Source organism: Actinopolyspora mortivallis (assembly GCF_003001495.1).
Classification (GTDB): domain Bacteria; phylum Actinomycetota; class Actinomycetes; order Mycobacteriales; family Pseudonocardiaceae; genus Actinopolyspora; species Actinopolyspora mortivallis_A.
Map to the genome: position 1 here is coordinate 38,344 of NZ_PVSR01000026.1, position 21,353 is coordinate 59,696.

General features: G+C 69.2%; 20 protein-coding genes. 7 read left to right on the forward strand and 13 right to left on the reverse strand.

The annotated features are described in order from the left end of the window. Positions 1-26: 26 nt before the first annotated feature. A complete protein-coding gene (gene fdxA, locus CEP50_RS14010) occupies positions 27-350 on the reverse strand; it encodes a ferredoxin (RefSeq protein ID WP_106114404.1) in 324 nt (107 codons plus the stop codon). Positions 351-593: 243 nt separating this feature from the next. Between fdxA and CEP50_RS14015 the strand changes: the two genes are divergently transcribed. Continuing rightward, entirely contained in the window at positions 594-1,382 is a 789-nt protein-coding gene (locus tag CEP50_RS14015) for a DeoR/GlpR family DNA-binding transcription regulator (protein WP_106114405.1), read from the forward strand. Between the two features lie 40 nt (positions 1,383-1,422). Here the strand turns inward: CEP50_RS14015 and CEP50_RS14020 are convergent, their stop codons facing one another. Further along, positions 1,423-1,830 carry a DUF2267 domain-containing protein gene (locus CEP50_RS14020; RefSeq protein ID WP_106114406.1) on the reverse strand — a complete coding sequence of 136 codons (408 nt, stop codon included), beginning with the start codon at positions 1,828-1,830 and terminating at the stop codon, positions 1,423-1,425. Positions 1,831-1,929: 99 nt separating this feature from the next. Beyond that, positions 1,930-2,586 carry an O-methyltransferase gene (locus CEP50_RS14025; RefSeq protein ID WP_106114407.1) on the reverse strand — a complete coding sequence of 219 codons (657 nt, stop codon included), beginning with the start codon at positions 2,584-2,586 and terminating at the stop codon, positions 1,930-1,932. 152 nt (positions 2,587-2,738) lie between these two features. Between CEP50_RS14025 and qcrB the strand changes: the two genes are divergently transcribed. Together qcrB and CEP50_RS14035 are read left to right on the forward strand one after the other, a co-directional pair. After that, on the forward strand, positions 2,739-4,385 hold the full coding sequence (qcrB, locus tag CEP50_RS14030) for a cytochrome bc1 complex cytochrome b subunit (RefSeq protein ID WP_106114426.1): 1,647 nt from the start codon (positions 2,739-2,741) through the stop codon (positions 4,383-4,385). A gap of 214 nt (positions 4,386-4,599) precedes the next feature. Continuing rightward, on the forward strand, positions 4,600-5,025 hold the full coding sequence (locus CEP50_RS14035) for an SPW repeat protein (protein ID WP_258175241.1): 426 nt from the start codon (positions 4,600-4,602) through the stop codon (positions 5,023-5,025). 107 nt (positions 5,026-5,132) lie between these two features. Here the strand turns inward: CEP50_RS14035 and CEP50_RS14040 are convergent, their stop codons facing one another. Next, positions 5,133-5,576: a universal stress protein gene (locus CEP50_RS14040; RefSeq protein WP_106114409.1), complete on the reverse strand. Its 444-nt coding sequence runs from the start codon at positions 5,574-5,576 to the stop codon at positions 5,133-5,135. Positions 5,577-5,903: 327 nt separating this feature from the next. Between CEP50_RS14040 and CEP50_RS14045 the strand changes: the two genes are divergently transcribed. After that, complete coding sequence (locus tag CEP50_RS14045; protein ID WP_106114410.1) at positions 5,904-6,212, forward strand: hypothetical protein; 309 nt, start codon at positions 5,904-5,906, stop codon at positions 6,210-6,212. A 311-nt stretch (positions 6,213-6,523) separates the two neighbouring features. Beyond that, the gene (locus CEP50_RS14050) at positions 6,524-7,549 is read left to right on the forward strand and encodes a DUF5914 domain-containing protein (protein WP_106114411.1); all 1,026 of its coding nucleotides are present in this window, start codon (positions 6,524-6,526) and stop codon (positions 7,547-7,549) included. Here the strand turns inward: CEP50_RS14050 and CEP50_RS14055 are convergent. From CEP50_RS14055 to CEP50_RS14095, 9 genes are all read right to left on the reverse strand, one after another. Further along, positions 7,546-9,093 (reverse strand): NAD(P)/FAD-dependent oxidoreductase, encoded by a 1,548-nt coding sequence (locus tag CEP50_RS14055; RefSeq protein ID WP_106114427.1) that lies wholly within the window; start codon positions 9,091-9,093, stop codon positions 7,546-7,548. The two genes, CEP50_RS14050 and CEP50_RS14055, sit on opposite strands and share 4 nt — an antisense overlap. A 50-nt stretch (positions 9,094-9,143) precedes the next feature. Beyond that, entirely contained in the window at positions 9,144-9,713 is a 570-nt protein-coding gene (idi, locus tag CEP50_RS14060) for an isopentenyl-diphosphate Delta-isomerase (RefSeq protein WP_106114412.1), read from the reverse strand. 3 nt (positions 9,714-9,716) lie between these two features. After that, entirely contained in the window at positions 9,717-10,703 is a 987-nt protein-coding gene (locus CEP50_RS14065) for a phytoene/squalene synthase family protein (RefSeq protein ID WP_106114413.1), read from the reverse strand. After that, a complete protein-coding gene (gene crtI / locus CEP50_RS14070) occupies positions 10,700-12,229 on the reverse strand; it encodes a phytoene desaturase family protein (protein ID WP_106114414.1) in 1,530 nt (509 codons plus the stop codon). The genes CEP50_RS14065 and crtI overlap by 4 nt, the downstream gene beginning before the upstream one ends. 360 nt (positions 12,230-12,589) lie before the next feature. Continuing rightward, the gene (locus CEP50_RS14075) at positions 12,590-13,288 is read right to left on the reverse strand and encodes a fasciclin domain-containing protein (protein ID WP_106114415.1); all 699 of its coding nucleotides are present in this window, start codon (positions 13,286-13,288) and stop codon (positions 12,590-12,592) included. A 186-nt stretch (positions 13,289-13,474) separates the two neighbouring features. Continuing rightward, a complete protein-coding gene (locus CEP50_RS14080; protein ID WP_106114416.1) occupies positions 13,475-15,076 on the reverse strand; it encodes a molybdopterin-dependent oxidoreductase in 1,602 nt (533 codons plus the stop codon). A 108-nt stretch (positions 15,077-15,184) separates the two neighbouring features. Further along, positions 15,185-17,068 (reverse strand): helix-turn-helix domain-containing protein, encoded by a 1,884-nt coding sequence (locus CEP50_RS14085; protein WP_106114417.1) that lies wholly within the window; start codon positions 17,066-17,068, stop codon positions 15,185-15,187. Positions 17,069-17,131: 63 nt separating this feature from the next. Then, the gene (locus tag CEP50_RS14090; RefSeq protein ID WP_106114418.1) at positions 17,132-18,472 is read right to left on the reverse strand and encodes an MFS transporter; all 1,341 of its coding nucleotides are present in this window, start codon (positions 18,470-18,472) and stop codon (positions 17,132-17,134) included. Between the two features lie 42 nt (positions 18,473-18,514). Further along, the gene (locus CEP50_RS14095; protein ID WP_106114419.1) at positions 18,515-19,288 is read right to left on the reverse strand and encodes a 3-hydroxybutyrate dehydrogenase; all 774 of its coding nucleotides are present in this window, start codon (positions 19,286-19,288) and stop codon (positions 18,515-18,517) included. A gap of 264 nt (positions 19,289-19,552) precedes the next feature. Here CEP50_RS14095 and CEP50_RS14100 point away from each other — a divergent pair, with 264 nt between their 5' ends. Together CEP50_RS14100 and CEP50_RS14105 are read left to right on the forward strand one after the other, a co-directional pair. Beyond that, positions 19,553-20,179: a DUF5134 domain-containing protein gene (locus tag CEP50_RS14100; protein ID WP_106114420.1), complete on the forward strand. Its 627-nt coding sequence runs from the start codon at positions 19,553-19,555 to the stop codon at positions 20,177-20,179. A gap of 110 nt (positions 20,180-20,289) precedes the next feature. After that, positions 20,290-21,353 (forward strand): cytochrome c oxidase assembly protein (locus tag CEP50_RS14105; protein ID WP_181188391.1); only part of this gene is annotated, 1,064 nt, incomplete at its 3' end.

Sequence of the window (21,353 nt, forward strand, 5' to 3'; positions counted from 1 at the left end):
CTGTGTGTCGCGTTCCGGGGTCGGGGTCACGCCTGGGGTGGCAGCTCGGAGATCGGGGGCACGTCGGTTCCGGTTCGTCCGACCCTGGCCGCCCCACCGGGGGAGCCGAGACCGGTGGTGGTGAAGAACTCGGCGTTGGCCACGGTGTAGCTCTCCCACTCCTCGGGGACGTCGTCCTCGTGGTAGATGGCCTCCACCGGACAGACCGGTTCGCAGGCGGCGCAGTCGATGCACTCGTCGGGATGGATGTACAACATCCGGTTTCCCTCGTAGATGCAGTCCACCGGGCATTCGTCGATGCAGGACCTGTCCAGCACGTCCACACACGGTTGGGTGATTACGTACGTCACGGAAACCACTTTCCTTCGGAGAGCTTTCCCGGGCGGGATACCCAATCCCGGGGGCGGTGATGCCGCCGGTGAAGATCGACGCGGGCGGGCGGTGAACGGGTTGATAGGTTGGCCGTGTCCGGTTGCCCGTGACGGTGCCGGTCGCCGATGGGAGCATCGTCGGCCCTCCGGGGAGTCCTTCCGCGGCGGCCGTGTGCCGCGGTCGTCACCACCCGGGGTGGCTGCCACGTGAGCGTGAGGAATGTGAGCAGGACATCCAGGGGAACGCGCTCGAGGGAGCAGCGTCAACAGCAGATCGTCGACTACGTGCTCGACCGGGGCTCGGCCAGTGCCGCCGAACTCGCCGACCTGGTCGGTGTCAGTCTGATGACGGTGCACCGCGACCTGGACGAGTTGGCCAGGCGCGGGCTGCTGCGCAAGTTCCACGGCGGTGTGTCCGCCCAGCCCTCCACCGTGTTCGAGGGAAGTTCCGAATACCGGATGGGGGCGAACCGTGAACTCAAGGAGGCCATCGCCAGGGCTGCCCTGGAGTTCGTCGAACCGGGTTCGTCGATCCTGCTCGACGACTCGACCACGGCGCTCACACTCGCCCGTTCCCTCGGTGGAGTCGGACCGCTGACCGTGGCCACGAACTACCTTCCCACGATCGAAGTGCTCAAGGGGTTCTCCGAGGTGCACCTGATCTGCCTGGGGGGGAACTACTCCGCGACCCACGACTCCTTCCTCGGGCTGCCCTGCATCGAAGCGGTGGGAGCCCTGTCGGTGGACATGGCTTTCGTGTCCACCTCGGCGATGAACGCGAGCATGACCTTCCACCAGGAACACGAACTCGTCCAGGTGAAAAGAGCCATGCTGGCCGCGGCCAGCACGAACGTGCTGCTGATGGATTCGAGCAAGATGCCGCGCAAGGCGCTGCACCGTATGGCACCGCTGCGCGACTACGACAGGCTCGTGGTCGACGACGGGGCCGACCGGGAGCTGCTCGCCGCGGCCTCCGAGGCGATCGAGGTCACCGTGGCGCCCACGGAGTGAACATGGTGGTTCCGGGGACGGCACCGGACGGGGTGCGCCCTCAGGGCGCCCCACGGAACATCTCGGCCAGGTCCGGTGGGAGCTGGGCGATGGTGTCCTCGATCTCCTCCCCCGGGGCCCACGCGAGCAACACGCCGAGCACCGCGCTGACCCGCCTTTCGACCTCGTCGACGTCGACCGTGTCGATCTCTCCGCTGACCTGGTCCAGAAAGGTCTCCTTGTCGAACGACACCGCCTGCCCCCCGAAACTGTGCAGCTCCTCGCGGAGTTCCGGGGGAAGGGCGGGTTCCAGGTCGTTCAGTTGGCCCGCGGCCAGACGTTCGGACAACGCCCGGATCGTCGCCCTGGTCAGCCGCTCGATCTCGGTGGTATCGGACAGCCCGGTCCGTTGCCCCACCTGTTCCTCGAAGGCGGTCATCGTGCGACCGACTGGTTCCGGTCGGGTCATGGATTCGCCCCTTCCCGTCGGAGAACTCCGGTGGAGTGGTACCCGGATCCGCGGTGATCGAAACGCGGAGTGGCCGTCCCGGGACACCGGGACGGGGACTCAGAGCTTGCGCGCCAGGGTGATGCCGTCGCTGATCGGCAGCATGGTCAGCTCCACCCGGTGGTCACGGAGCACGTACCTGTTGAACTCGTGGATGGCGTGGGCGGTGGGGTCGTGCTGTTCGGACAGCACCCTTCCGCCCGCGAGCACGTTGTCCACCACCAGCAGCCCACCGGGGCGGGTACGGGGAACCAGCTCGTTCCAGTAGGCGATGTAGCTCTCCTTGTCGGCGTCGACGAAACTCAGGTCGATCGTCGGTTCGGGGTCGAGCGCGCGCAGGGTCCGCAGCGCGGGAGCGATGCGCAGCTCGATACGCTCCTCCACCCCCGCGCGTCGCCAGTAGTCCCGTGCCACGTCGGTGTATTCGGTGCTGATGTCACAGCACAGCAGACGGCCGTCCCTGTTGAGGCCGCGGGCTATGGCCAGCGCGGAGTAACCGGTGAACGTCCCGACCTCCACGGCGGTTCCGGCGCGGACGCTCTTGGCGAGCAGGGTCAGCAGGGAGCCCTGCTCCGGCGAGATCTGCATCTCGGCGCTGTCCGGCCACAGACGCGCGGTGTCGGCGATCAGTTCCCGTTGCAGTTCATCCGGTCTCGCCCCGTGTTCCACCAGGTAGTCGTGCAGTTGGTCGTCGAGCTGGGCCGACTTGCGAGTCACGCCGCCGACGCTACCCGTGCCGGACCCGCACGCAACCGGGCCGGGGCAGGCTCCGTGGCGCAGTCGCGTACTCCGGGACGGCTGTTTACGCTGACCCGAGAATGGCGAAAACCGCCGACGGGGTGTCCGGAAGGGCAGGCGTGATCGTCGCGATGAGCAGATTGACACGACCGACGAAACAGGCGGGCACGACCTACAGAATGGCGGCCTCCCAGGCGAACGAGATCGACGAACGTCTGCAGCTGGCCTCCGGAGCGCGGCGACAGCTGAACAAGGTTTTTCCCACCCACTGGTCCTTCCTGCTCGGCGAGATAGCGCTGTACAGTTTCATTCTGCTGATCATCACCGGCACCTACCTCGCGTATTTCTTCGACCCTTCCATGGAGGAGGTCACCTACACCGGGGTGTTCACCGACCTGCGGGGTGTGCAGATGTCGCGGGCCTACGAGTCGGCCCTGAACATCTCCTTCGAGGTGCGCGGCGGAATGTTCGCCAGGCAGATCCACCACTGGGCCGCGCTGATATTCGTGAGCGCCATCGTGGTGCACATGTTCCGCATCTTCTTCACCGGGGCTTTCCGCCGTCCGAGGGAGACGAACTGGGCCATCGGCGTGCTGCTGTTCGTGGCGGGAATGTTCGAGGGGTTCACCGGATACTCCCTTCCGGACGACCTGCTTTCCGGAACGGGGGTGCGGATCGCCTCGGGAATCACCCTGTCCGTCCCGGTCGTGGGAACCTGGCTGCACTGGATCCTGTTCGGCGGGGAGTTTCCGGGGGACGCGATCATCCCGCGTTTCTACATGATTCACGTTTTCCTGCTTCCGGGCGTGATCGCGGCCCTGATCGCGGTACACCTGGCCCTGGTCTGGTACCAGAAGCACACGCAGTTCCCCGGGGTCGGGCGCGGTGAGCGCAACGTGGTGGGCGTACGGATCATGCCGGTCTTCGCCGTGAAGTCGGGAGGATTCTTCGCCGCGGTCGTGGGAGTCACGGCCGTCATGGGCGGGATCTTCCAGATCAATCCCATCTGGAATCTGGGACCCTACGTGGCTTCGAAGGTCTCGGCGGCCTCCCAACCCGACTGGTACATGATGTGGACCGACGGAATGGGGCGTCTCTGGCCGCCCTGGGAGATCTATCTGGGTGGCGCCTTCACCGTTCCGGCCCCCTTCTTCCCGCTCATTCTCGGGCTGGGGCTGGTTTTCACCCTGGCTCTCGTCTACCCGTTCCTGGAACGGAAACTGACCGGAGACGACGCGCACCACAACCTCCTGCAACGCCCCAGGGACGTGCCGGTGCGTACCGGCCTGGGGGCGATGGCGATCACCTTCTTCGTGATCGTGCTGGTCACCGGCGCCAACGACATAGTCGCCTTCAAGTTCGACATCTCGCTGAACGCGATGACCTGGATAGGCCGTATCGGGGTGCTGGTCGGTCCTCCGCTGGCCTACTACCTGGCCTACCGCATCTGCGTCGGACTGCAACGCGCCGATCGTCACGTGCTCGAACACGGGGTGGAGACCGGGATCATCCGCAGGCTGCCCCACGGGGAGATGGTCGAGGTCCACCAGCCGCTGGGCGGCAGCGACGAACACGGTCATCCCGAACCGCTGTCCTACCAGGGGGCGCCGGTTCCCAAGAAGATGAACAAGCTCGGTGCCGCCGGAAGGCCACTCCCCGGCAGCCTGCTGCTGCCGGATCCCGCGGAGGAGACCGAACGACTCCGCCGTGCCCGCCAGAGCTCCGAGGAGGACGAGGAGCGAACCGAGGAACTGCCCGGTGACCAGACACGGGAGTGAACCCGTCCGGGCCGGGCCCGTCGTGCCGGGAACGCGGAGTTCGTTCGTGGGGACCCGCTGGACATACGCGGTTTCCGGGGTCACAGTAGCGGTGCGGGCTCCTCGACACGACCGCCGTGGACGCGAAACGTGGTCCATCCGGCCAGATGCCCGGCGGAGCGGGGAGACCGGGAAAGGGACCGTTTGCGCAGGCGAACGGTGAGGGGTGATGGAGATGGCACAAGCAGGCCCGATCGAGAAACATCCCGATCTCGCCGAGATGCGGGCGCGTTACGAGGAGGCGAGCGAGACCCCACAGGGGCAGACCCTGGAAGGGGCCACACTGCTGGCCGGGGTCTATCTGGCCATGTCGCCATGGGTGATCCAGTTCAGCGCCACCAGCTTCGACGTGGCCATGGGCAACCTGATCGTCGGTGTGACCGTGGCGGTGCTGGCGTTGGCGTTCGCCTCGGCGTACAGCCGCACACACACCGTGTCCTGGGTGGTTCCGCTGCTCGGCGCGTGGACGGTGATCGCACCGTTCGTCGTGCTCGGTTCCGCCGTGGGACTCGGGATGATGCTCAGCAACGTGATCACCGGAGCGGTGATCATTCTGCTCGGGCTGGGTATGAGCGCACTGACGCTCATGCGTCGCGAGTGACGCGGACCGGTGAACTTCCGCGTCTCCCCCGTGCCGGTGAGGCGGCCCGGGCGTTCGTGCACGGGGCCACCGGGCCGGAGCGGAGTGTGTGGCGCTTCGGCCCGGGGTCACTCGGTGTCCCGGGCGGCGTGCACGATCACCACCGGACAGCGGGAGTGGTGGGTGCACCTGTGACTGACCGAGCCGATCAGCGCACCCACGAACCCTCCGTGCCCGCGGCTGCCGACCACGAGCAGTTCCGCGTCCCGGGCGGTGTCCAGCAGCACCTGGGCGGAGTCGCCCTGGGTGACCTTGGTGCGGACCGGCGGGGGAGAACTCCGGCGGTCGACGGCCCTGTCCACCGCATCCTCGACGGTCTGGCTGGCCGCGCTCTCGAACTCGCGGGGGGAGATGGCACCTCCCTCCCAGCTGTAGAACGCCGGGTACTCCCAGGCCGTCACGGCCTCGACGGTGGCGCCGGTGAGTTCGGCCTGGCCGAGCGCCCAGTCCAGGGCGGCCAGTGAGGGAGCCGAGCCGTCGACGCCGACGACGATTCTGTTCTCTTCGCTCATGGCATCGTCCGTTCCGGCTTGTGGTGTTGCGGTGTTTTCGGAAGGCGGGTCCGACGGGATCGCCCCTGTTCAGACTGTCGCACGAATCAGGGGGCGCTGCCGAGTCGGTCCCGGAAGGTTCGCGTATTTTCGCGATTGTCGCCGAAATCGAATTGTGATCTGAATGCTTCATGGCTACGTTCGCCGATACCGGCGACACATTCCGTGCCGGGGAAACGGTTTTCGGACCCGAGGCCAGACACGAGTGACGTGTCCGGACGAAACCGGGTGGAACCCGGATCGTTCGTGAGTGCGCGGCAACCCGGGGGAAGAGCATTGACGGATCGGATGACGGACGCGCCCACCTGGAGCGTCATAGCCCATGACGCCGATCGGCTCAGACAGGCCGTTCGGGAGCTCGACACGGAACGGGGAGCCGCTGCCAAGCACGACCTCGCCCGGGAGGTGCTCCGTACGGTCACGGTGATCGGTGAGCGGCTGACGGACCTGGTGGACGGTCTGGCCAAGCACTACGAGAAGCCCGGTGTGCCGGAACAACGGAGCGCCTACCTCGCCATGGACCAGGCGGCGGCCGCCGCCGAGGACCTGGGGGAATGCGCACGCCGGGCCATTCAGACCCTGGAGGAAGAGGAGTGAGCCGGAAAAGAGCCCACCTCGACCCGGTCGTCGTGACGCAGCCCCTTCGTCCCTCGAACGGGGGGAGTTTCGGGGCGACGAGGGTGGGGCCTGCCGGAGCGTGTCCCCGAGACCTCCTTCCTCCACGGCCGGACACGCGGATCAGCCGGGAAAAACCGCGGGACACGTGCTCGAACGGAGCGGTCCGGCGGGCCTTCCCACGCGGTGTCCGCACGACCGGGGACCACGCGCGGAACCGCCGCGAAGGCGTTAGGCTCGCCTCCCGTCCGGCTCGTCCGCCGGACGCCGTACGGTGAGCGAAGGAGTCCACGATGGGCGGGCGCTCGGATCGGGCCCGGCCACGGAGCCGTGTCCTGCCCCTGCGGCGGCTGAGTGCGCCCGCCTGGGCCGAACAACGGGGAACATGGCGCCAGGCCCGCCCCGAGATCATCAACGCCGCTCTCGACCGCTGCCGGGCACGTCCTTCGGGGAACTGGTACGTCCTGGCCGCCAGCACTCGGATCACCGGGAACGAGCCGTTCGCCCGCACCGTCGGTGGAACCGAGATCGTCGCGTGGAGAACGCCGGACGGGCGGGCGCACGCCGGCCCGGGAATCTGTCCGCACCTCGGCGCCCCGCTCGGCACGGCCGTCGTCGACCGGGGGCAGCTCGTCTGCGCCTGGCACGGACTCCGCCTGACCGAACGCGGAGGCCCCGGATGGTCCCCGCTGCCGACCCACGACGACGGGGTGCTCACCTGGGTACGGCTCGACGGGATCGGCGGGGAACGGCCCCTGAGTTCGCCCGTGGTGCCCCGCAGGCCCGTCCTTCGGGAGAGTCTCGTCGAGGTGGCGACCACGAGCGGTGTCTGCGAACCGGAGGACATCGTGGCCAACCGGCTGGATCCGTGGCACGGCGCGTGGTTCCATCCGCACTCGTTCGCCGAGCTCGGGGTGCGTCACGCCCCGGAGGTCGGATGCTCCGAGGAGGAGGACTTCTTCGAGGTCTCGGTGACCTTCCGCGTCGCCTCTCGTCTCGGGGCCCCGGTCACGGCCGTGTTCACCTGCCCGGAGCCGCGGACCGTCGTCATGCGCATCCTCGACGGTGAGGGAGCGGGCAGTGTCGTGGAGACACACGCGGTCCCGCTGGGCCGGGACGCCCACGGCAGACCGCGCACCGCCGTGGTCGAGGCCGTGCTGGCCCACTCCGAGCGTCCCGGTTTCCGGCGGGCCGTGCTGCCGGCTGCCCGGCTGCTGCGTCCGCTGGTCCGGCGGGCGGCGCTGCGGCTGTGGAGCGACGACATGGCCTACGCGGAACGGCGCTACCAGCTACGGTCGGCGGGGCTCTTCCCCGGCTAGGGTGAGGCGTTCAGCGACCGCAGGAGGGCCGAACGCCCCCTGGTGGGAACGCTCCACAGCGGGTGCCCGCGCAGGCCCCAGTCGTGCAGCAGTGCGTTGGCGGCACACACCCCGGTCGTGGCGGCACGTTCCATCAGCGCGACCGGCAGATCCACCCGGACCGCGTCCCCGGCCAGCACCAGGCCGCGTTCCGGGGTGGTGACCGTGGGACGGCCGGAGAACCCTCCCGGGGGGAAGAGCGGGCAGTCCGCGCGCAGTTCGTGGCGTTCGTCGATGACGCCCGCCTGTCGGGTCTCCGGATAGATCCGGTGGAGCTCGGCGAGCATCCTCGTCCGCAGTTGCCGTGGTCGCACGTCCTCCCGGAGGGCGTAACCGTGCAGTTCGAGTACCGAACCGCCACGTCGCCCCGCCCACCAGGCGGCCTGGCGTTCGTAGCGCTCCAACACGCTGATGTTGTCCAGCGGTCCGTAGCCACTGGTGCCGAGGAACGCCGGCCGGTCCCGCCGCACCGGACGGTCCAGCCACAGTCTGGACACCAGGAAGGGGGGAGCCTCCCGCATCCGGGAGAGGGCTCTCCGCCACCACGGTCGCCCCAGCTCGGGTGAGCGGTGGACGATCCCGCGCAGCCCGGCCGGGTCCGGCGCGAGGACCACGGCGTCCACCTCGGCCTCCCGACCGGCGGAGGTCCACAGCACGAAACGACGGTTCGTCCCGTGCCCCAGGGAGCTCACCGGGGTGGACGTGCGCAGTTCGACACCGAGGTCCTCGAGGTAGTCCCCCAGCGGTTCCCACAACGCCTCGGGAAAGGAGTCCGCCACCGTGTCGAACAGCAGCCCCTCGCTGGAACCGAGGAAGTAGATGTGGAACATCGTGGCCAGCTCGGCCGCGGACAGCTCGTGCGGGGCGGCGAAGAAACTCCGGGAGAACACCTCGAAGGCGAGGTGTTTGGCGGCGGCGGGGAAGCCGATGCGGCCCAACAGGGCGTCGGCGTCCAGATGGTCCAGCCTGTGATAGATCTCCGGAACGGAGACCTGGGCCAGGGGAAGCGCGGCCCGGACACCGAGCCGGGGCAGGTCCCGCCATCCGAACGTGGGGCTGCGGGCGACGAACGCGAGGGCGTTCCAGGGAAACGTGCGGGGCAGTTCGGCGAAGGTGTCCCGGTAGCCGGCGCTGTGCACCAGCGGGTAGTCGGGGAGGGCGACCAGCCCGGAGAGTCTGGGGTCGGCGCGGCGCAGCAGCGCGCGCAGGTTGTAGTACTGCCGGAAGAACGCGTGGAACCCTCGGTTCATCGTCGCCCGTGAACCGTCGGCCAGTTCGGTGGACCAGCCGCCCACCCGTCCACCCAGGTAGTTCTCCCGCTCCATCAGGGTCACCGTGACCCCCCGTTCGGCCAGGCAGGTGGCCGCGGACAGCCCCGCGACGCCGCCACCGACCACAGCCACCCGTACGTCCCCGGTGAGGTCACCCGCGTCGGGATGACCGTCGCGCGCCGGGTGCAGCACGGCTCGCGGGTCCCGACCGGGAAACTCGTGCTCGGCGTGGATCCTCCTCCGCGCCGGGCGGGGTTCCCCGACGGCGGGGGAGGTCCCGGTGCTCACGGTTCCTCCCGGGAAATCCTCTCCCCGAGCTGGTCCGCGAGCAGGGGAACCTGCTCGGCCGCCCACGGGCTGACCGCCCACGGGGTGCGGCGGACGAGGCTCACGAAATCGGACCAGTCCACCCAGGTGGAGTCCACCGTCTCGGCGGGGTCGGGACGGATCGTGTCGGCGGTGACGGCGGTGTAGACCGGGCACACCTCGTTCTCCACCACTCCCGTCACGTCGACGGCGCGGTACCGGAAGTCGGCCAGGCGCAGTCGCACGTCGTCGATCCCGATTCCCAGTTCCTGCGCGACCCTGCGGTGGACCGCCCCCTCGGGATCCTCACCGGGGGAGGGGTGGCCGCAGCAGGAGTTGGTCCAGACACCCGGCCAGGTCCTCTTGTCCAGGGCACGACGGGTGACCAGCACTCTGCCCGCCCGGTCGAACACGTAACAGGAGAAAGCCAGGTGCAGGGGAGTGGAGCCGTGGTGCACCTCGGCCTTGGGGGCCGTACCGACGGGCTTCGCGGTTTCGTCGAGCAGAACGACCAGTTCCGTCTCGGACGCGGACAGGGTCGATTTCATCGCCTAGCGGCCACCCAACGTCGAATAGGACGACACGTGTTTGCCCGTTCCCGGCGACCGGGAACGGATCCGAGCGTTCGCCACCCCCGCGGCGCCGGCCAGTGCCACCCCGAGTCTGCGGGGGCCGGGCACCGATATCCGATGAGCGAACACGTCGTAGTCGGATTCCACGATCCGGTCCAGTATCTCACCGTAGAGGGTGTAGGCGGTGGACACGCACGGTCGCGCTATCGGGTCGAGCAGGTCGATGCCGGGGGCGGCGTAGTGGTACACGGCCCTGGTGCGGGCCACCTGGTCGGCGAGCGCGCGCCGCACCTGGCGGTCGGGGCGCCCGTCGAGCAGACACTGCTGGAGTCGTCGGCGGTCGACCCCGAACACGGCGAGCTCGTCGGCGGGAAGGTACACCCGCCCGCGACGGAGGTCCTCGCCGACGTCCCGCAGGAAGTTGGTGAGCTGGAAGGCGTTGCCCAGCGCGGCCGCGTAGGGAGCCGCCTGCTCCGCCGGTACCTCCGTGCCCAGGACGGGAAGCACCTGGAGACCGATGACCTCGGCGGAGCCGTGCACATAGGCGTTCAGACTCGCTCGGTCGGGGTAGTCGGACACCGTGAGGTCCTGCCTCATGGAACGCATGAAGGAGTCGAAGTACTCCTTCCTGATCCCGTAGCGGCGCGCCGTGTCGACCACGGCGGTGACCACGGGGCTGTCGCCGTGACCTCCCGACAGGGCGGCGTCCAGCTCGTCCGCCAGCTCGTCGAGCAACCGACGGCGGGTCTCGGGGGCCAGCGTGTTCGTCGGATCGTCGACGATGTCGTCCACCTGACGCGCGAGTCCGTACAGCGCGTGCACGGCCGGACGCCGGGCCGCGGGCAGCATCCTGGTCGCCAGGAAGTAGGTGCGGCCGTGCGCGGAGTTGAGGGACCGGCAGTGCCGGTAGGCGGTCCGCAGCGCGGGGTCGTGGATGCCGGCCGCGTCCAGCTCGTGCGCGCTCATCGCGAGCCGGCTCCGAGCGACACGGTCCGTGGGAGCGCCGCTCCGGCGACGGAGCCGCCGACTATCCGCTCGGCGGCGAGCTTGCCGGAGATCAGCACCGGTGGGACGCCGACCCCCGGTGTGGTTCCGCAGCCGGCCAGGACCACGTTGTCCAGCCCGCGCACCAGGTTGCGGGGGCGGAACGGGCCCGTCTGCCGGAAGGTGTGCGCCAGGCTGAACGGGGAACCGGCGATCATGCCCTGTTCCGCCCAGTCCGCCGGGGTCACGACACGGCTCACCTCGACGGAGGGGCCGAAGCCCGGCATGAGCCTGTCCTGCAGCAGCTCGATCGTCTCCCGCACGTAGCCGTCGGCGATGCGGGGCCAGTCGTGTCCGGCCAGGTCCAGGTTCGGGCAGGGGACCAGGACGTGGTGCAGGTGTTTGCCCGGTGGGGCGAGTTCCGGGTCGGTACGCGTGGGGTTGGTGATCAGCACCGAGGGGTCGCTCATCAGCGTGCCCCGACGGGTGAGCTCGTCGAAGGTGCGTTTCCACGCGTGTCCGAAGGACAGGGTGTGGTGCGCCAGTCGGGGTTGTTCACGGTCGGTGCCGGTGTGGAGCAGCAGGGCCGAGGGGGCGGCACGCGGTCGGGGGAAACCTCGCGGGGAGATGTCGAGCAGCCGTCGGGCGACCGGCAGGTCCGGGGTGAGCACCACCGCGTCGCACGGAACGCGTTCCCCCTGCTCGGTGTGCACGGCCGTCACGCGCCCGCCGTGGCGTTCCAGCCGCCGCACCACGTTGCCGTAGCGCAGGTGTGCTCCCGCCCCCTTTGCGGCCCGGGCCAGCGCGTCCGGGACCGCGCGCATCCCTCCCCGGGGGAAGTACACGCCTCCCACGGTGTCCATGTAGGAGATCACCGCGTAGGCGGCCAGCGCCCGGTGGGGGGAGACCCCCGCGTACAGGGACTGGAACGAGAAGACACGACGGAGCCGCTCGTCGGTGAGGAACCGGCCGATCGCCCGGTGCAGGGTGCCGAACCCTCCGAGCGCCGCCAGTCGTGCCAGGTTCGGTTCCACGAGGTTCAACGGTGAGTCGAAGTTGGCGTCGATGAAGCTGGAGTACTGGGTGCTGTACAGCCTGCTCAGCCAGTGCCGCAGTCGTCGGTACCCCGCAGCCTCGGCAGGGCCCGCGAAGTCCCGCACCTGCTGTTCCATCGCGGCGCCGTCGGTGAGTACGTCCAGTGTCGAGCCGTCGGCGAAGCAGGCGCGGTAGGCGGGGTCCAGCGGCAGCAGCTCCAGCTGTTCGTGAACGGACTGCCCGACGGCGGCCAGGGCCTCGTCCAGCAGCTCCGGCATGGTCAGCACGGTGGGGCCGGTGTCCATGTGGTAGCCGGCGACGTCCAGCCGTCCGGCACGTCCACCGGGAACCCGTTCCCGTTCCAGGAGGGTCACCTCACGTCCCGCCCCGAGCAGGTGCAGGCTGGTGGCCAGCCCGGAGAGTCCCGCTCCCACGACGACCACGTGATCGGTGGGACCGGTGACTGTCCGCATGTGTCGTGTCCCTCCGAGTGATGGTTTCGTGGCCGCCGGGGTGGGCGCGTTTCGGGGTTGTCTGGTCGGTGCGGCTCAGTCTAGAAACCCGTTCGGAAGCCTTCAAACGCGCACCCTTCACTTGTTCGTGTGAAGATGGAGCTCAGTGGGGGCCGGGGCCGCTCCGGCACGAGTCCCTGGGCAGCCGAGTGTGGTCGACGGCACCGAGCACGGGCCGCCGACGACGTGAAAACGTCCCGGGCACAACCCCGGGACGTCGGTACGTCTCTTTCGTGGTGTCCCCTGCGGGCCCCTCCCGGGTTTGTCACCGGAAGGGGCCCGCCGACCTGGTTCGTCGGCAGAGACGTCGTGGCGGACTGGTTATCCCTGCTCGGGCATCAGTACCTTGTCGATGACGAACACGGTCGCGTTGGCGGTGGGAATGTTGCCCACCAGTACCTTCGCGTCCCCGATCTCGATGTTCTCACCGCTGCCGCTGATGCTGACCTTCTCACCGTTGACCGTGGGGACCTCTCCCGCTTCCCCGAGGTCCTGGGCGTCCATGCGTTCGGGAACCACGTGATAGGTGAGGATGCTGCGCAACTGCTCCTTCTTGGCCGGATCGTTCAACAGCGCCTTCAGCGTGTCCGGAGGCAGTTCCTCGAAAGCCGAGTTCGCCGGGGCGAACACGGTGTACTGCTGGTCCTGGTTGTTCAGGGTGTCGACCAGGCCGGCGGTTTTCACCGCTTTGGTGAGATCGGACAGCAGCGGGTTGTTGCTCGCCGCCGTGGCCACCGGGTCGTCGACCATCCCCTTGGCGGATCCCTCGTCGTTCGGGTCGGTCGGAACCTGGGAAGCGGCGGGACCGTAGATGTCGTCGACCGTGGTCGTCCCCTGTTTGCCCGAAGTCTCGTCACGGCTCTGCTGCCCACGCTCGTCGCCGCTTCCGGACTCCATGGAGGAGGACTGGTCCTGCTGCTGGTTCCCGGTTTCCGTCTCGGCACCGCCACAGGCGGTGAGCAGCAGGGCCAGCGACGCGACGGCACCCGTGACGGCGGCTTTGGCTCGACTGTGTGTCATGCTCTTCCGATCTTCTCGTCACACTCGATCCCTCGTGGATCGAGAAGTCCTTTCACGGGTTCTTCGGAGCACCCTCTTCGACCGATTGGTCGAGGCGGTGATTTTGTCGAACTCTCTTCGCGGTGGTGGGCACGTGCTCGGGAAGAGGCTCCCGAGTGGGAGATCGGGGGACTGTCCGTCGGTCCGTCACTCGGCGGTGAAAAAGACCGAGTGCCATCCCGTGGCCCCGTCCGGAACGGTGGGGGAGCGTTTCCGGGACTGGGTGTACCCGGAGCGGTCCGTGGCCCGGGACTCCACCGTGTGTCCGCCGGGAGGCAACTCCAGTTCCGTGCGCCACATGCGCCAGGTGTCCCGGTTCACCGGTGCCGAAAGCTCGGCCGTTCGCCAGTCCGCTCCGTCGACACGCACCTCGACACGTTCGACGCCCGTGTGTTGTGCCCAGGCCACACCGGCGACCGTGACTCGTCCTGCCGGGACCTTCGCGAAGCCGGAGGGAGTGTCTATGCGGGACTGGGTCTTGATCGGAGCCTCCCGGGCCCACCCGCGGGTCCTCCAGTAGGACTCCCGGTCCCAGGTGGTCAACTCGAGATCCGTCACCCACTTGGTGGCCGAGAGATAACCGTACAGCCCCGGTGTGACCATCCGGACCGGGAAACCGTGTTCGATCGGCAGTGGGCGTCCGTTCATTCCGAAGGCGAGCAGGGCGTCCCTGTCCGGGTCGGTCAGCACGTCCACCGGGGTGCCCGCGGTGAAACCGTCCGCGCTGGTGCTGAAGACCTGTTCGGCGTCCTCGTGGACCCCGGCTTCGGCGAGCACGTCCCGAAGGGGGACCCCGATGAACTCGGCCGTGGAGACGTAAGGGCCGCCGACGGGATTGGACACGCAGGTCATGGTGATCGGTTTCTCCACCGTGTTCCGCGATCTCAGATCGGCGAAGGAGAGGTCGAGTTCCCGTTCGACCATGCCGTGCACGCGCAGTCGCCACTGCTCCGCGGTGATCCGGGGAACGCGCAGCGCCGTGTCGACCCGGTAGAACTCCGAGTTCGGTGTGAGGAACGTCGGGGTGCCGGACTTCGCGAAATCGGACCCGGGCGGGATCGGTGCCGCCCGGGTGTCCGGGGTGAGTCCGCCGAGCGCGGCCCGGGAACGTTCGACCCGCCCCCCTGAGGAGAGTCTCTGCCCGGTGAGGGCGGCCACGGCCGATCCCGTGGCGACGGACAGTGTGGAGACCAGCACTCGCCGGCGCCCGTGCGACCTACGCCCGCTCCGCTCCGGGGAAGGCGTCTCCGCCGTGGTCGCGTTCTCGTCGTGGGCAGGCCCGGCTCTCTCCGCGGCCGCCGTCGTGACCGTCCGACGCAGAAACAGGAGCACGCCGAGGCCGACGAGCAGGGAGGCCACAGGAGCCCACAGTCCGCCGACCCCCACGGCGGGCCGCGCCAGTACCGCGACCACGCCGAGCACGCCGAGGATCGCGACGAGGAGCACGCCCGCCCGTGCCGAGGTTCGGGAGAGCAGCCCGGCCCCGGCAGCCAGCAGGGCCAGGACCACGGCCATGCCGATCAGCAGGGCGAGCTTGTCCGCGGTGCCGAACAGCTCGATCGCCAGGGACTTGAGCGGTTGGGGAGCCAGATCGATGGCGGTGTTGCCCACGGCCAGGTAGGGGGAGGAGGCCGGTACGGTCAGGGCGGCGACCAGATGCCCCGCCGCCAGCGCAGCGGCCACGCTCAGCAGGCCGATCAACGCGGCGACGCCCTTTCCGATCCGGACCGGCTCGGGTACGTGTTCCATACCCTGTGTTCGGAACCGATCCCTTCGGCGCGTGGTCCCGACGGTGTTCGACCGTGAATCGTCGCGGCGGGACGTGTCCTCGGTAGTTCAGGGCCGATATGGGTTCCTTCAGTGCCGCAGCCCGTGCAGTCTCAGCGCCACCTGGATCTCCAGAAGCTGCTCGGGAGAACGCCACTGCTCACCGAGCAGGCAGGAGATGCGTTCCAGCCGTTGACTGACCGTGTTCACGTGCACGTGCAGGGACCGGGCGGTACGCGTGAGATTACGGTCGCAGGAGAAGTATCCGCGCAGCGTGCGCAGCAGTTCGGTGCCGCGTCGCGCGTCGTGCTCCAGCAGGGGACCGAGCGTACGTTCGACGTAGCCGTCCAGGTCGCCGCGTTCCCCCAGCAGCACACCGAGAAAACCCAGGTCTGCCGGTGCCGCTCCCGCACCCGTCCGTCCCAGGGCGGACAGCGCCCGCAGACAGCGACACGCCTCCTCGTAACCGTGGGCCACCTCCGTGAGTCCCACCACCGGGTCGCACGCTCCGATGTTGACGGATCGGCCCGTCGAGGCACTCAGTGCCCGTGCGGCGTCCTTCGCGGTGCCCCCGGCATCGGTGCCGGGCAACAGCATCACCAGATGGTCGAGGTGTGTTCCCGCCAGTCCGGCACGGCGCGCAGCGTAGCGGGAGGCCGCCGGAAGCAGCCGTTCCCGTTCGACCTCCTCGACCGAGGCGACCAGCACCACCTTGCTGCCCGCCGGGTCGACACCCACACGGCGCGCCCTGGTCACCAGCCCGTCGTGTTCCGGGCGGGAGGGGCTGAGCAGCTCGCTGAGCAGCTCCTCCCGCTCCCGTTCCCGTGCCTCGTCGCTCCGTCTGCGGAGCAGTAGGACCAGGGCGGTGACCACACCGGCCCGTTCGAACAGGCGCCGATCGGCCTCGGACAGCTCGGTGTCCCCCACGAGGGTGAGGCTGCCGAGCAGTTCCGGGCCGGCCAGCGCCGCACAGACCAGATGGTTCCCGTGGGGAACCGCCTTCCCGCTGCCGCTCGAACGACGGACGGCCGAACGCGGCCACGGCACGGGGGACGTCCCCGCGCACGCCAACCGGTTCCCCTCCGCGTCGTGCACCACGATCCCCCCACCGAGCACCCCGGACACCGCCTCGGCCACGTCGGTGAGTGTCCCGCCGCGCAGCACGAGGTCGGTGAGTCTGTCGTGGGCTCGTTCGGCCCTGTGCAGCGCGGCGTTGTGCTCACTGATGGTCTCGTGCGCGGTGTGCAGTTCCGCCAGGGCCTGACGGGTCTCCTGCAACAGCCGCGCGTTGTCGATGGCGATGGCGGCGTGATCGGCCAACGAGGACAGCAGGGCTATCTCACCGGGGGAGAAGCTCCGCCGGTTGCGGTCCGCCGCGTAGAGCACCCCGATCACCGAACCCCCCACGGTGAGCGGAACCCCGAGGATGGCCAGCAGACGTTCGTCCCGCACCGCGGCGTCGATCTCCTCGGTGTGGGTGAAGCGGGTGTCCTCGAAGTAGGAGGGGCTGGCGTAGGGGCGTGCCGTCTGGGCCACCAGCCCGCCCAGGCCCTCACCCATCCCCAGCCGTACCTGCTGGAACAGTGCCGAGGTGCAGCCGTCGGTGACCCGCATGTAGGTGGTTCCGGACTCGTCGTCGTTGAGGCTGAGATAGGCGACGTGGGTGCCCAGCAGCGTCCTGGCCCGGTGCACGATGGCCCCGAGCACCGCGTCCTGGTCCCGCACGCGGGCCAGGTCTCCCGCGGTGTCGAACAGTGCGGTCAGCTCGGACTCGCGCCGTCGTCGCTGCTCCAGGATGTCCCGCAGCCGCAGCGCCAGCTCGCCGGCCCGTTCGACCAGCCGGACGTTCCGCTCCTCGGACTGGTCGGCACGTGCCCGCGCGATCGTCCTGGCCAGTTTCTCCCCGCCACCGTCGACGAGGGACTCGAACACCCGCACCAGGGACTCCGCCGGCTCGTCGCCCATGACGATCATCCTCGGTTCTCCGGGGCACGGGGAACAACCCCGAGCCCCGTGCCGGTGTCCCCGCTCGGCTCGTCAGGCTGAGGTGGGGGCGGCGTCGGTGGTGTCGGCACGCAGTGAGCTGCCACTGGTCTCACTCGCGAACAGGATGGCCACCGACGTGAGCACGGCACCGAGCGCGAGATACACGGCGATGGGAACCCAACTGTCGAACGCCGCCAGCAGACCGGTGGCCACGGTGGGAGCGAGTCCGCCGGCCACCACGGAGGCCAGTTGGTACCCGATCGAGGCTCCCGAGTAGCGCACCCTGGTTCCGAACAACTCGGACATGAACGCGGCCTGGGGACCGTACATGGCCCCGTGCAGCACCAGCCCACCGGTGATCCCCAGTGTGATCATGGAGAGGGTTCCCGTGTCCAGCAGCGGGAAGAACACGAAGGCCCACACCCCGGTTCCGACAGCGCCGAACAGGTAAACCCCCCTGCGTCCGAACCGGTCGGACAGGGCACCCCACAGCGGGATCACGACGAAGTGCACCAGCGAGGCGATCAGCACCGCCCGCAACGCCACGTCCTCCCGCAGGTCGAGCTGGTCGGTGACGTAGGTGAGCACGAAGACCGTGATCACGTAGTAGGACACGTTCTCCACGAACCGGGCACCCGAGGCGATCAACACCTCCCGCCACTGGTGACGCAGCACGCGCACGATCGGAGGCTGTTCGGGCGTTCCCCTCCGGGCGGCCCGGTTCGCCGCCTCCAGGAAGACCGGGGACTCGCTGACCGACAGTCGGATCCACAGCCCCACCAGCACCAGCAGTCCGGACAGCAGGAACGGTATCCGCCAGCCCCACGCGAGGAAGGCCTGCTGGGACTGGACGGTGGCCAGCAACGCCAGCACGGCCGTGGCCAGCAGATTGCCGGTGGGCACTCCCGCCTGGGGCCACGAGGTCCAGAAACCGCGTCGGTCGGTGTCGGTGTGTTCGGAGACCATCAGCACGGCGCCGCCCCACTCGCCGCCCAGGGCGAACCCCTGGACCACCCGCAGGAAGGTCAGCAGCAGCGGCGCCGCGACACCGATCGCCCCGTAGGTGGGCAGCAGTCCGATCGCGAAAGTGGAAGCGCCCATGGCCAGCAGGCTGATCACGAGCAGTTTCTTCCGCCCCAGCCTGTCTCCGAAGTGCCCGAAAACCAGCCCGCCGAGAGGACGGAACACGAATCCGATGGCGAAACTGGAGAAGGCCAGCAGCGTACCGCTCAACGAGTCCGCGGCGGGGAAGAAGGCCTTGTTGAACACCAACGCCGCCGCCGACCCGTACAGGAAGAAGTCGTACCACTCTATGGTGGTGCCGATCATGCTCGACCCGACGACCCGGAGCACTGCTCTCCGGCTCGGTGCGGGGGAGTGTTCGGAACGCATGGTGCCACCCCTTTTCCCCGCCGGAGCGGGTTCGCTCGGTTGTCAGTGCGCCGTCCAGGCGCCGTCGATGGGAACGGAGGCCCCGGTGAGGTAGTCGGTTTCCGGCCCGGCGAGCCAGGCGACCACGGCGGCGACCTCCTCCGGTTCGATCAACCGTTTGATCGCGCTGTCCCGCAGGAACACCCGTTCGGCCACCTCCTGTTCGGAGAGACCGTGGGTCTCGGCCTGGGCGCTCAGCTGCCCCCACAGCAGGGGAGTGCGGACGTATCCCGGATCCACGCAGTTGCTGGTGACCCCGTGCTCGGCCGCTTCGAGGGCGGTCACCTTGCTCAGCCCCTCCAGGGCGTGCTTGGCGGCCACGTAGGCCGATTTGTTCGGGCTGGCACGCAGACCGTGCACGCTTGAGATGTTCACGATCCGTCCCCAGCCACGGGAGTACATGTACGGAAGACACCGTTTGATCAGCAGGAAGGGCGCGGTGACCATGACTCGTTGGATGCGGGTGAAGACCTCGGTCGGGAACTCGTGCAGCGCGGCGACGTGCTGGAGTCCCGCGTTGTTGACGAGTACGTCCACCTCCCGCGGCAGGGCGGAGACGGCGGACTCGTCGGTCAGGTCCACCACGTGCGCCGTTCCCCCGGTCTCGGCGGCGGCCCGTTCCACCCCGGCCCGGTCCAGGTCCACCAGGTGCACGTACGCGCCCGAGGCGGCCAGTCGCCGGGCACAGGCGAGTCCGATCCCGCCGGCGGCGCCGGTGATCAACGCGGTCGTGGTGCGGGAGCCGTCCTCGGCCCCCTCGCCGGCGTGTCTGGTCATGTCGCAGGACGCTATCCGGCGAACGCGCCGCGTTCGATGTGCCGAGCAGCCACAGTAGGCCGACACGTGGTGTGGGCCACCGACATTGTGTCGGGACGGGCACCGGCGGTTGCTCGAGGCGTGCCGGGTGTTCCCGCGCCCACCGGTCGGCACCTTTGGTGTGACGGTGCTCATGAACGGCGGTGATTTCGGCAGGAGCGCGGAACCGTGCCGGGGCGCGCGGCGACCCGCACACACGAAGGGTCCCGCCAGAAAGGAACTCCCATGGAAGCGTCGATGGCCATGCCGCTGTTGCCGGACTGGTCCCGCCCGCTCTGGGCGCTGCTGCTGGTCGTGGTACTCGTCCAGCACGCCGTGCACGCCCGGAGGATGAGCGGCCAGCCGCGGTGGTGGCATGCGGGACACACGGCGATGGCTCTCGGGATGGCCGTGATGTACCTGCTGCCGCACATGCGCCATCCCGATCTCTACCGGGTGGGACTCGTGCTGTTCGCCCTGATCACGGTGCTCGAGCTCGTGGTCACCGTGGTGCTCCGTTCCAGGGAGGGGCTGGTCAACCCGCTGTGGCTCTCCTCGACGGCGGGGATGCTGGTCATGACCTACATGATGGTTCCCGGTTCGTCGCGTCCGGCGTGGCTGACTCTGGTGTTCGTCGGCTACCTCTGCTGCGAGACCGTGGTCTGGTCGCTGGGCTGGTGGGAGCGGGTGCCGTGGCTGCGTCCCCACGGCGTGGCCGCCCCGGCCCCCGGGGCGGCCACGACCGCCCCCGGACGGGCCGTGCTCCGCGAACGCGGCGTCGGACTGCCCGCCCACTGCTCCCCGGGGGTGCGGGCCAGTCTGGCCGTGATGGCCGCGAGCATGGCCTACATGCTGCTGGCGGGACTCGTCTGACTCCCCGCGAGCGACCCGAGTGAACGCCGGAACGGTGTCCGTACCCACCGGACGGTGGCGGCAGTGCCGTCAGTGACACCGGTGTTGAGTTGTTTCGAGAGCGGTGACCGATGCAGTGGTCGGAGTTCGCGCTTCGCGTGACGGGCGGTCTCGCCGGGGCGGTGTGTGTGGGATCGCTGGTGTTCGCGGTGTTCTTCGAGTCCCCCACCTGCGGAGAACTTCCGGAACGCGCACGTCGGTATCTGCGAGGTGCCGCGCTGTGCGCGCCGGTGTGGGGAGCGGCCGGTGTCCTGCGGGCGTGGCAGGGCGGTGGGGACGGGGCGGAGCTGACGGCCGCCATTCTCACGGCTCTGGTCACGGTGGTGCTGGCCCTGGTGGGAGGGACGGCGCGCGGTTGGAGAACGGCCTGCGCGCTGGTCTTCGTCGCCTTGCTCGGTCTGGTGGTCCCGGCCGTGGAGCGTCGTTCCGACGGCGGTCCCGGCCACGACATCGGCACGAACACGATCGTGATGCACGTGCTCGCGGCCACGGTGTGGTTCGGCGTGCTGCTGGTACTGGGCTCGCGTCTGTGGCGTGACGAGGAACGGGCGCAGACGCTGCTGGCTCGTTACCGGACGCTGGCGGGCTGCTGCTGGGCCCTGCTGGTGTTCTCCGGGATGTTCGACGTGCTCGCGGTGCCCCGGCGCTACGGGGAGGGCGAAGCGGAACATCTCGCGCTGGTGCTGGGCAAGACCCTCGTGATGGCCGCGCTGGGGATTCTCGGCGTCCTCGCCCGCGGACACCTTGTTCCGGCGGAGCCCACCGGCCGCCACGGGCGACGGCGCACGCTCCTCTGGCTGGTCGGTGTGGAAGCGTTCCTGCTGACGAGCGCCCTGCTGGTGTCGACGGTCATGATCGGGACGGCCTCGGTGCCCGCCGCCTCGGAGGCCACCGCCAGCGAGTCCGTGCTGGGCTACGACCTGGCCGTTCCACCGAGCGCGGTGACGTTGGTGACCGGGTGGCGTTTCGACCCGCTGTTCGGTGGTGCCGCCGTGGTGCTCTCCGGGCTCTACCTGGCCGGGGTGCGCGTGTTGCGTCGTCGGGGGGATGCCTGGCCGGCCGGCAGGACGGCGGCCTGGATCGCCGGTTGGGGGTGCGTGCTGTGGGTGACCTCCTCCGGGGTGGGGGTGTACGC

What these genes read in the sequence shown, in the direction of transcription:
- CEP50_RS14020 (WP_106114406.1), bottom strand. Translation starts at nt 1,830, where the DNA reads ATGACCCGACCGGAACCAGTCGGTCGCACGATGACCGCCTTCGAGGAA.
- qcrB (WP_106114426.1), top strand. Translation starts at nt 2,739, where the DNA reads ATGAGCAGATTGACACGACCGACGAAACAGGCGGGCACGACCTACAGA.
- CEP50_RS14035 (WP_258175241.1), top strand. Translation starts at nt 4,600, where the DNA reads ATGGCACAAGCAGGCCCGATCGAGAAACATCCCGATCTCGCCGAGATG.
- CEP50_RS14040 (WP_106114409.1), bottom strand. Translation starts at nt 5,576, where the DNA reads ATGAGCGAAGAGAACAGAATCGTCGTCGGCGTCGACGGCTCGGCTCCC.
- CEP50_RS14045 (WP_106114410.1), top strand. Translation starts at nt 5,904, where the DNA reads ATGACGGACGCGCCCACCTGGAGCGTCATAGCCCATGACGCCGATCGG.
- CEP50_RS14050 (WP_106114411.1), top strand. Translation starts at nt 6,524, where the DNA reads ATGGGCGGGCGCTCGGATCGGGCCCGGCCACGGAGCCGTGTCCTGCCC.
- idi (WP_106114412.1), bottom strand. Translation starts at nt 9,713, where the DNA reads ATGAAATCGACCCTGTCCGCGTCCGAGACGGAACTGGTCGTTCTGCTC.
- CEP50_RS14065 (WP_106114413.1), bottom strand. Translation starts at nt 10,703, where the DNA reads ATGAGCGCGCACGAGCTGGACGCGGCCGGCATCCACGACCCCGCGCTG.
- crtI (WP_106114414.1), bottom strand. Translation starts at nt 12,229, where the DNA reads ATGCGGACAGTCACCGGTCCCACCGATCACGTGGTCGTCGTGGGAGCG.
- CEP50_RS14075 (WP_106114415.1), bottom strand. Translation starts at nt 13,288, where the DNA reads ATGACACACAGTCGAGCCAAAGCCGCCGTCACGGGTGCCGTCGCGTCG.
- CEP50_RS14080 (WP_106114416.1), bottom strand. Translation starts at nt 15,076, where the DNA reads ATGGAACACGTACCCGAGCCGGTCCGGATCGGAAAGGGCGTCGCCGCG.
- CEP50_RS14085 (WP_106114417.1), bottom strand. Translation starts at nt 17,068, where the DNA reads ATGATCGTCATGGGCGACGAGCCGGCGGAGTCCCTGGTGCGGGTGTTC.
- CEP50_RS14090 (WP_106114418.1), bottom strand. Translation starts at nt 18,472, where the DNA reads ATGCGTTCCGAACACTCCCCCGCACCGAGCCGGAGAGCAGTGCTCCGG.
- CEP50_RS14095 (WP_106114419.1), bottom strand. Translation starts at nt 19,288, where the DNA reads ATGACCAGACACGCCGGCGAGGGGGCCGAGGACGGCTCCCGCACCACG.
- CEP50_RS14100 (WP_106114420.1), top strand. Translation starts at nt 19,553, where the DNA reads ATGGAAGCGTCGATGGCCATGCCGCTGTTGCCGGACTGGTCCCGCCCG.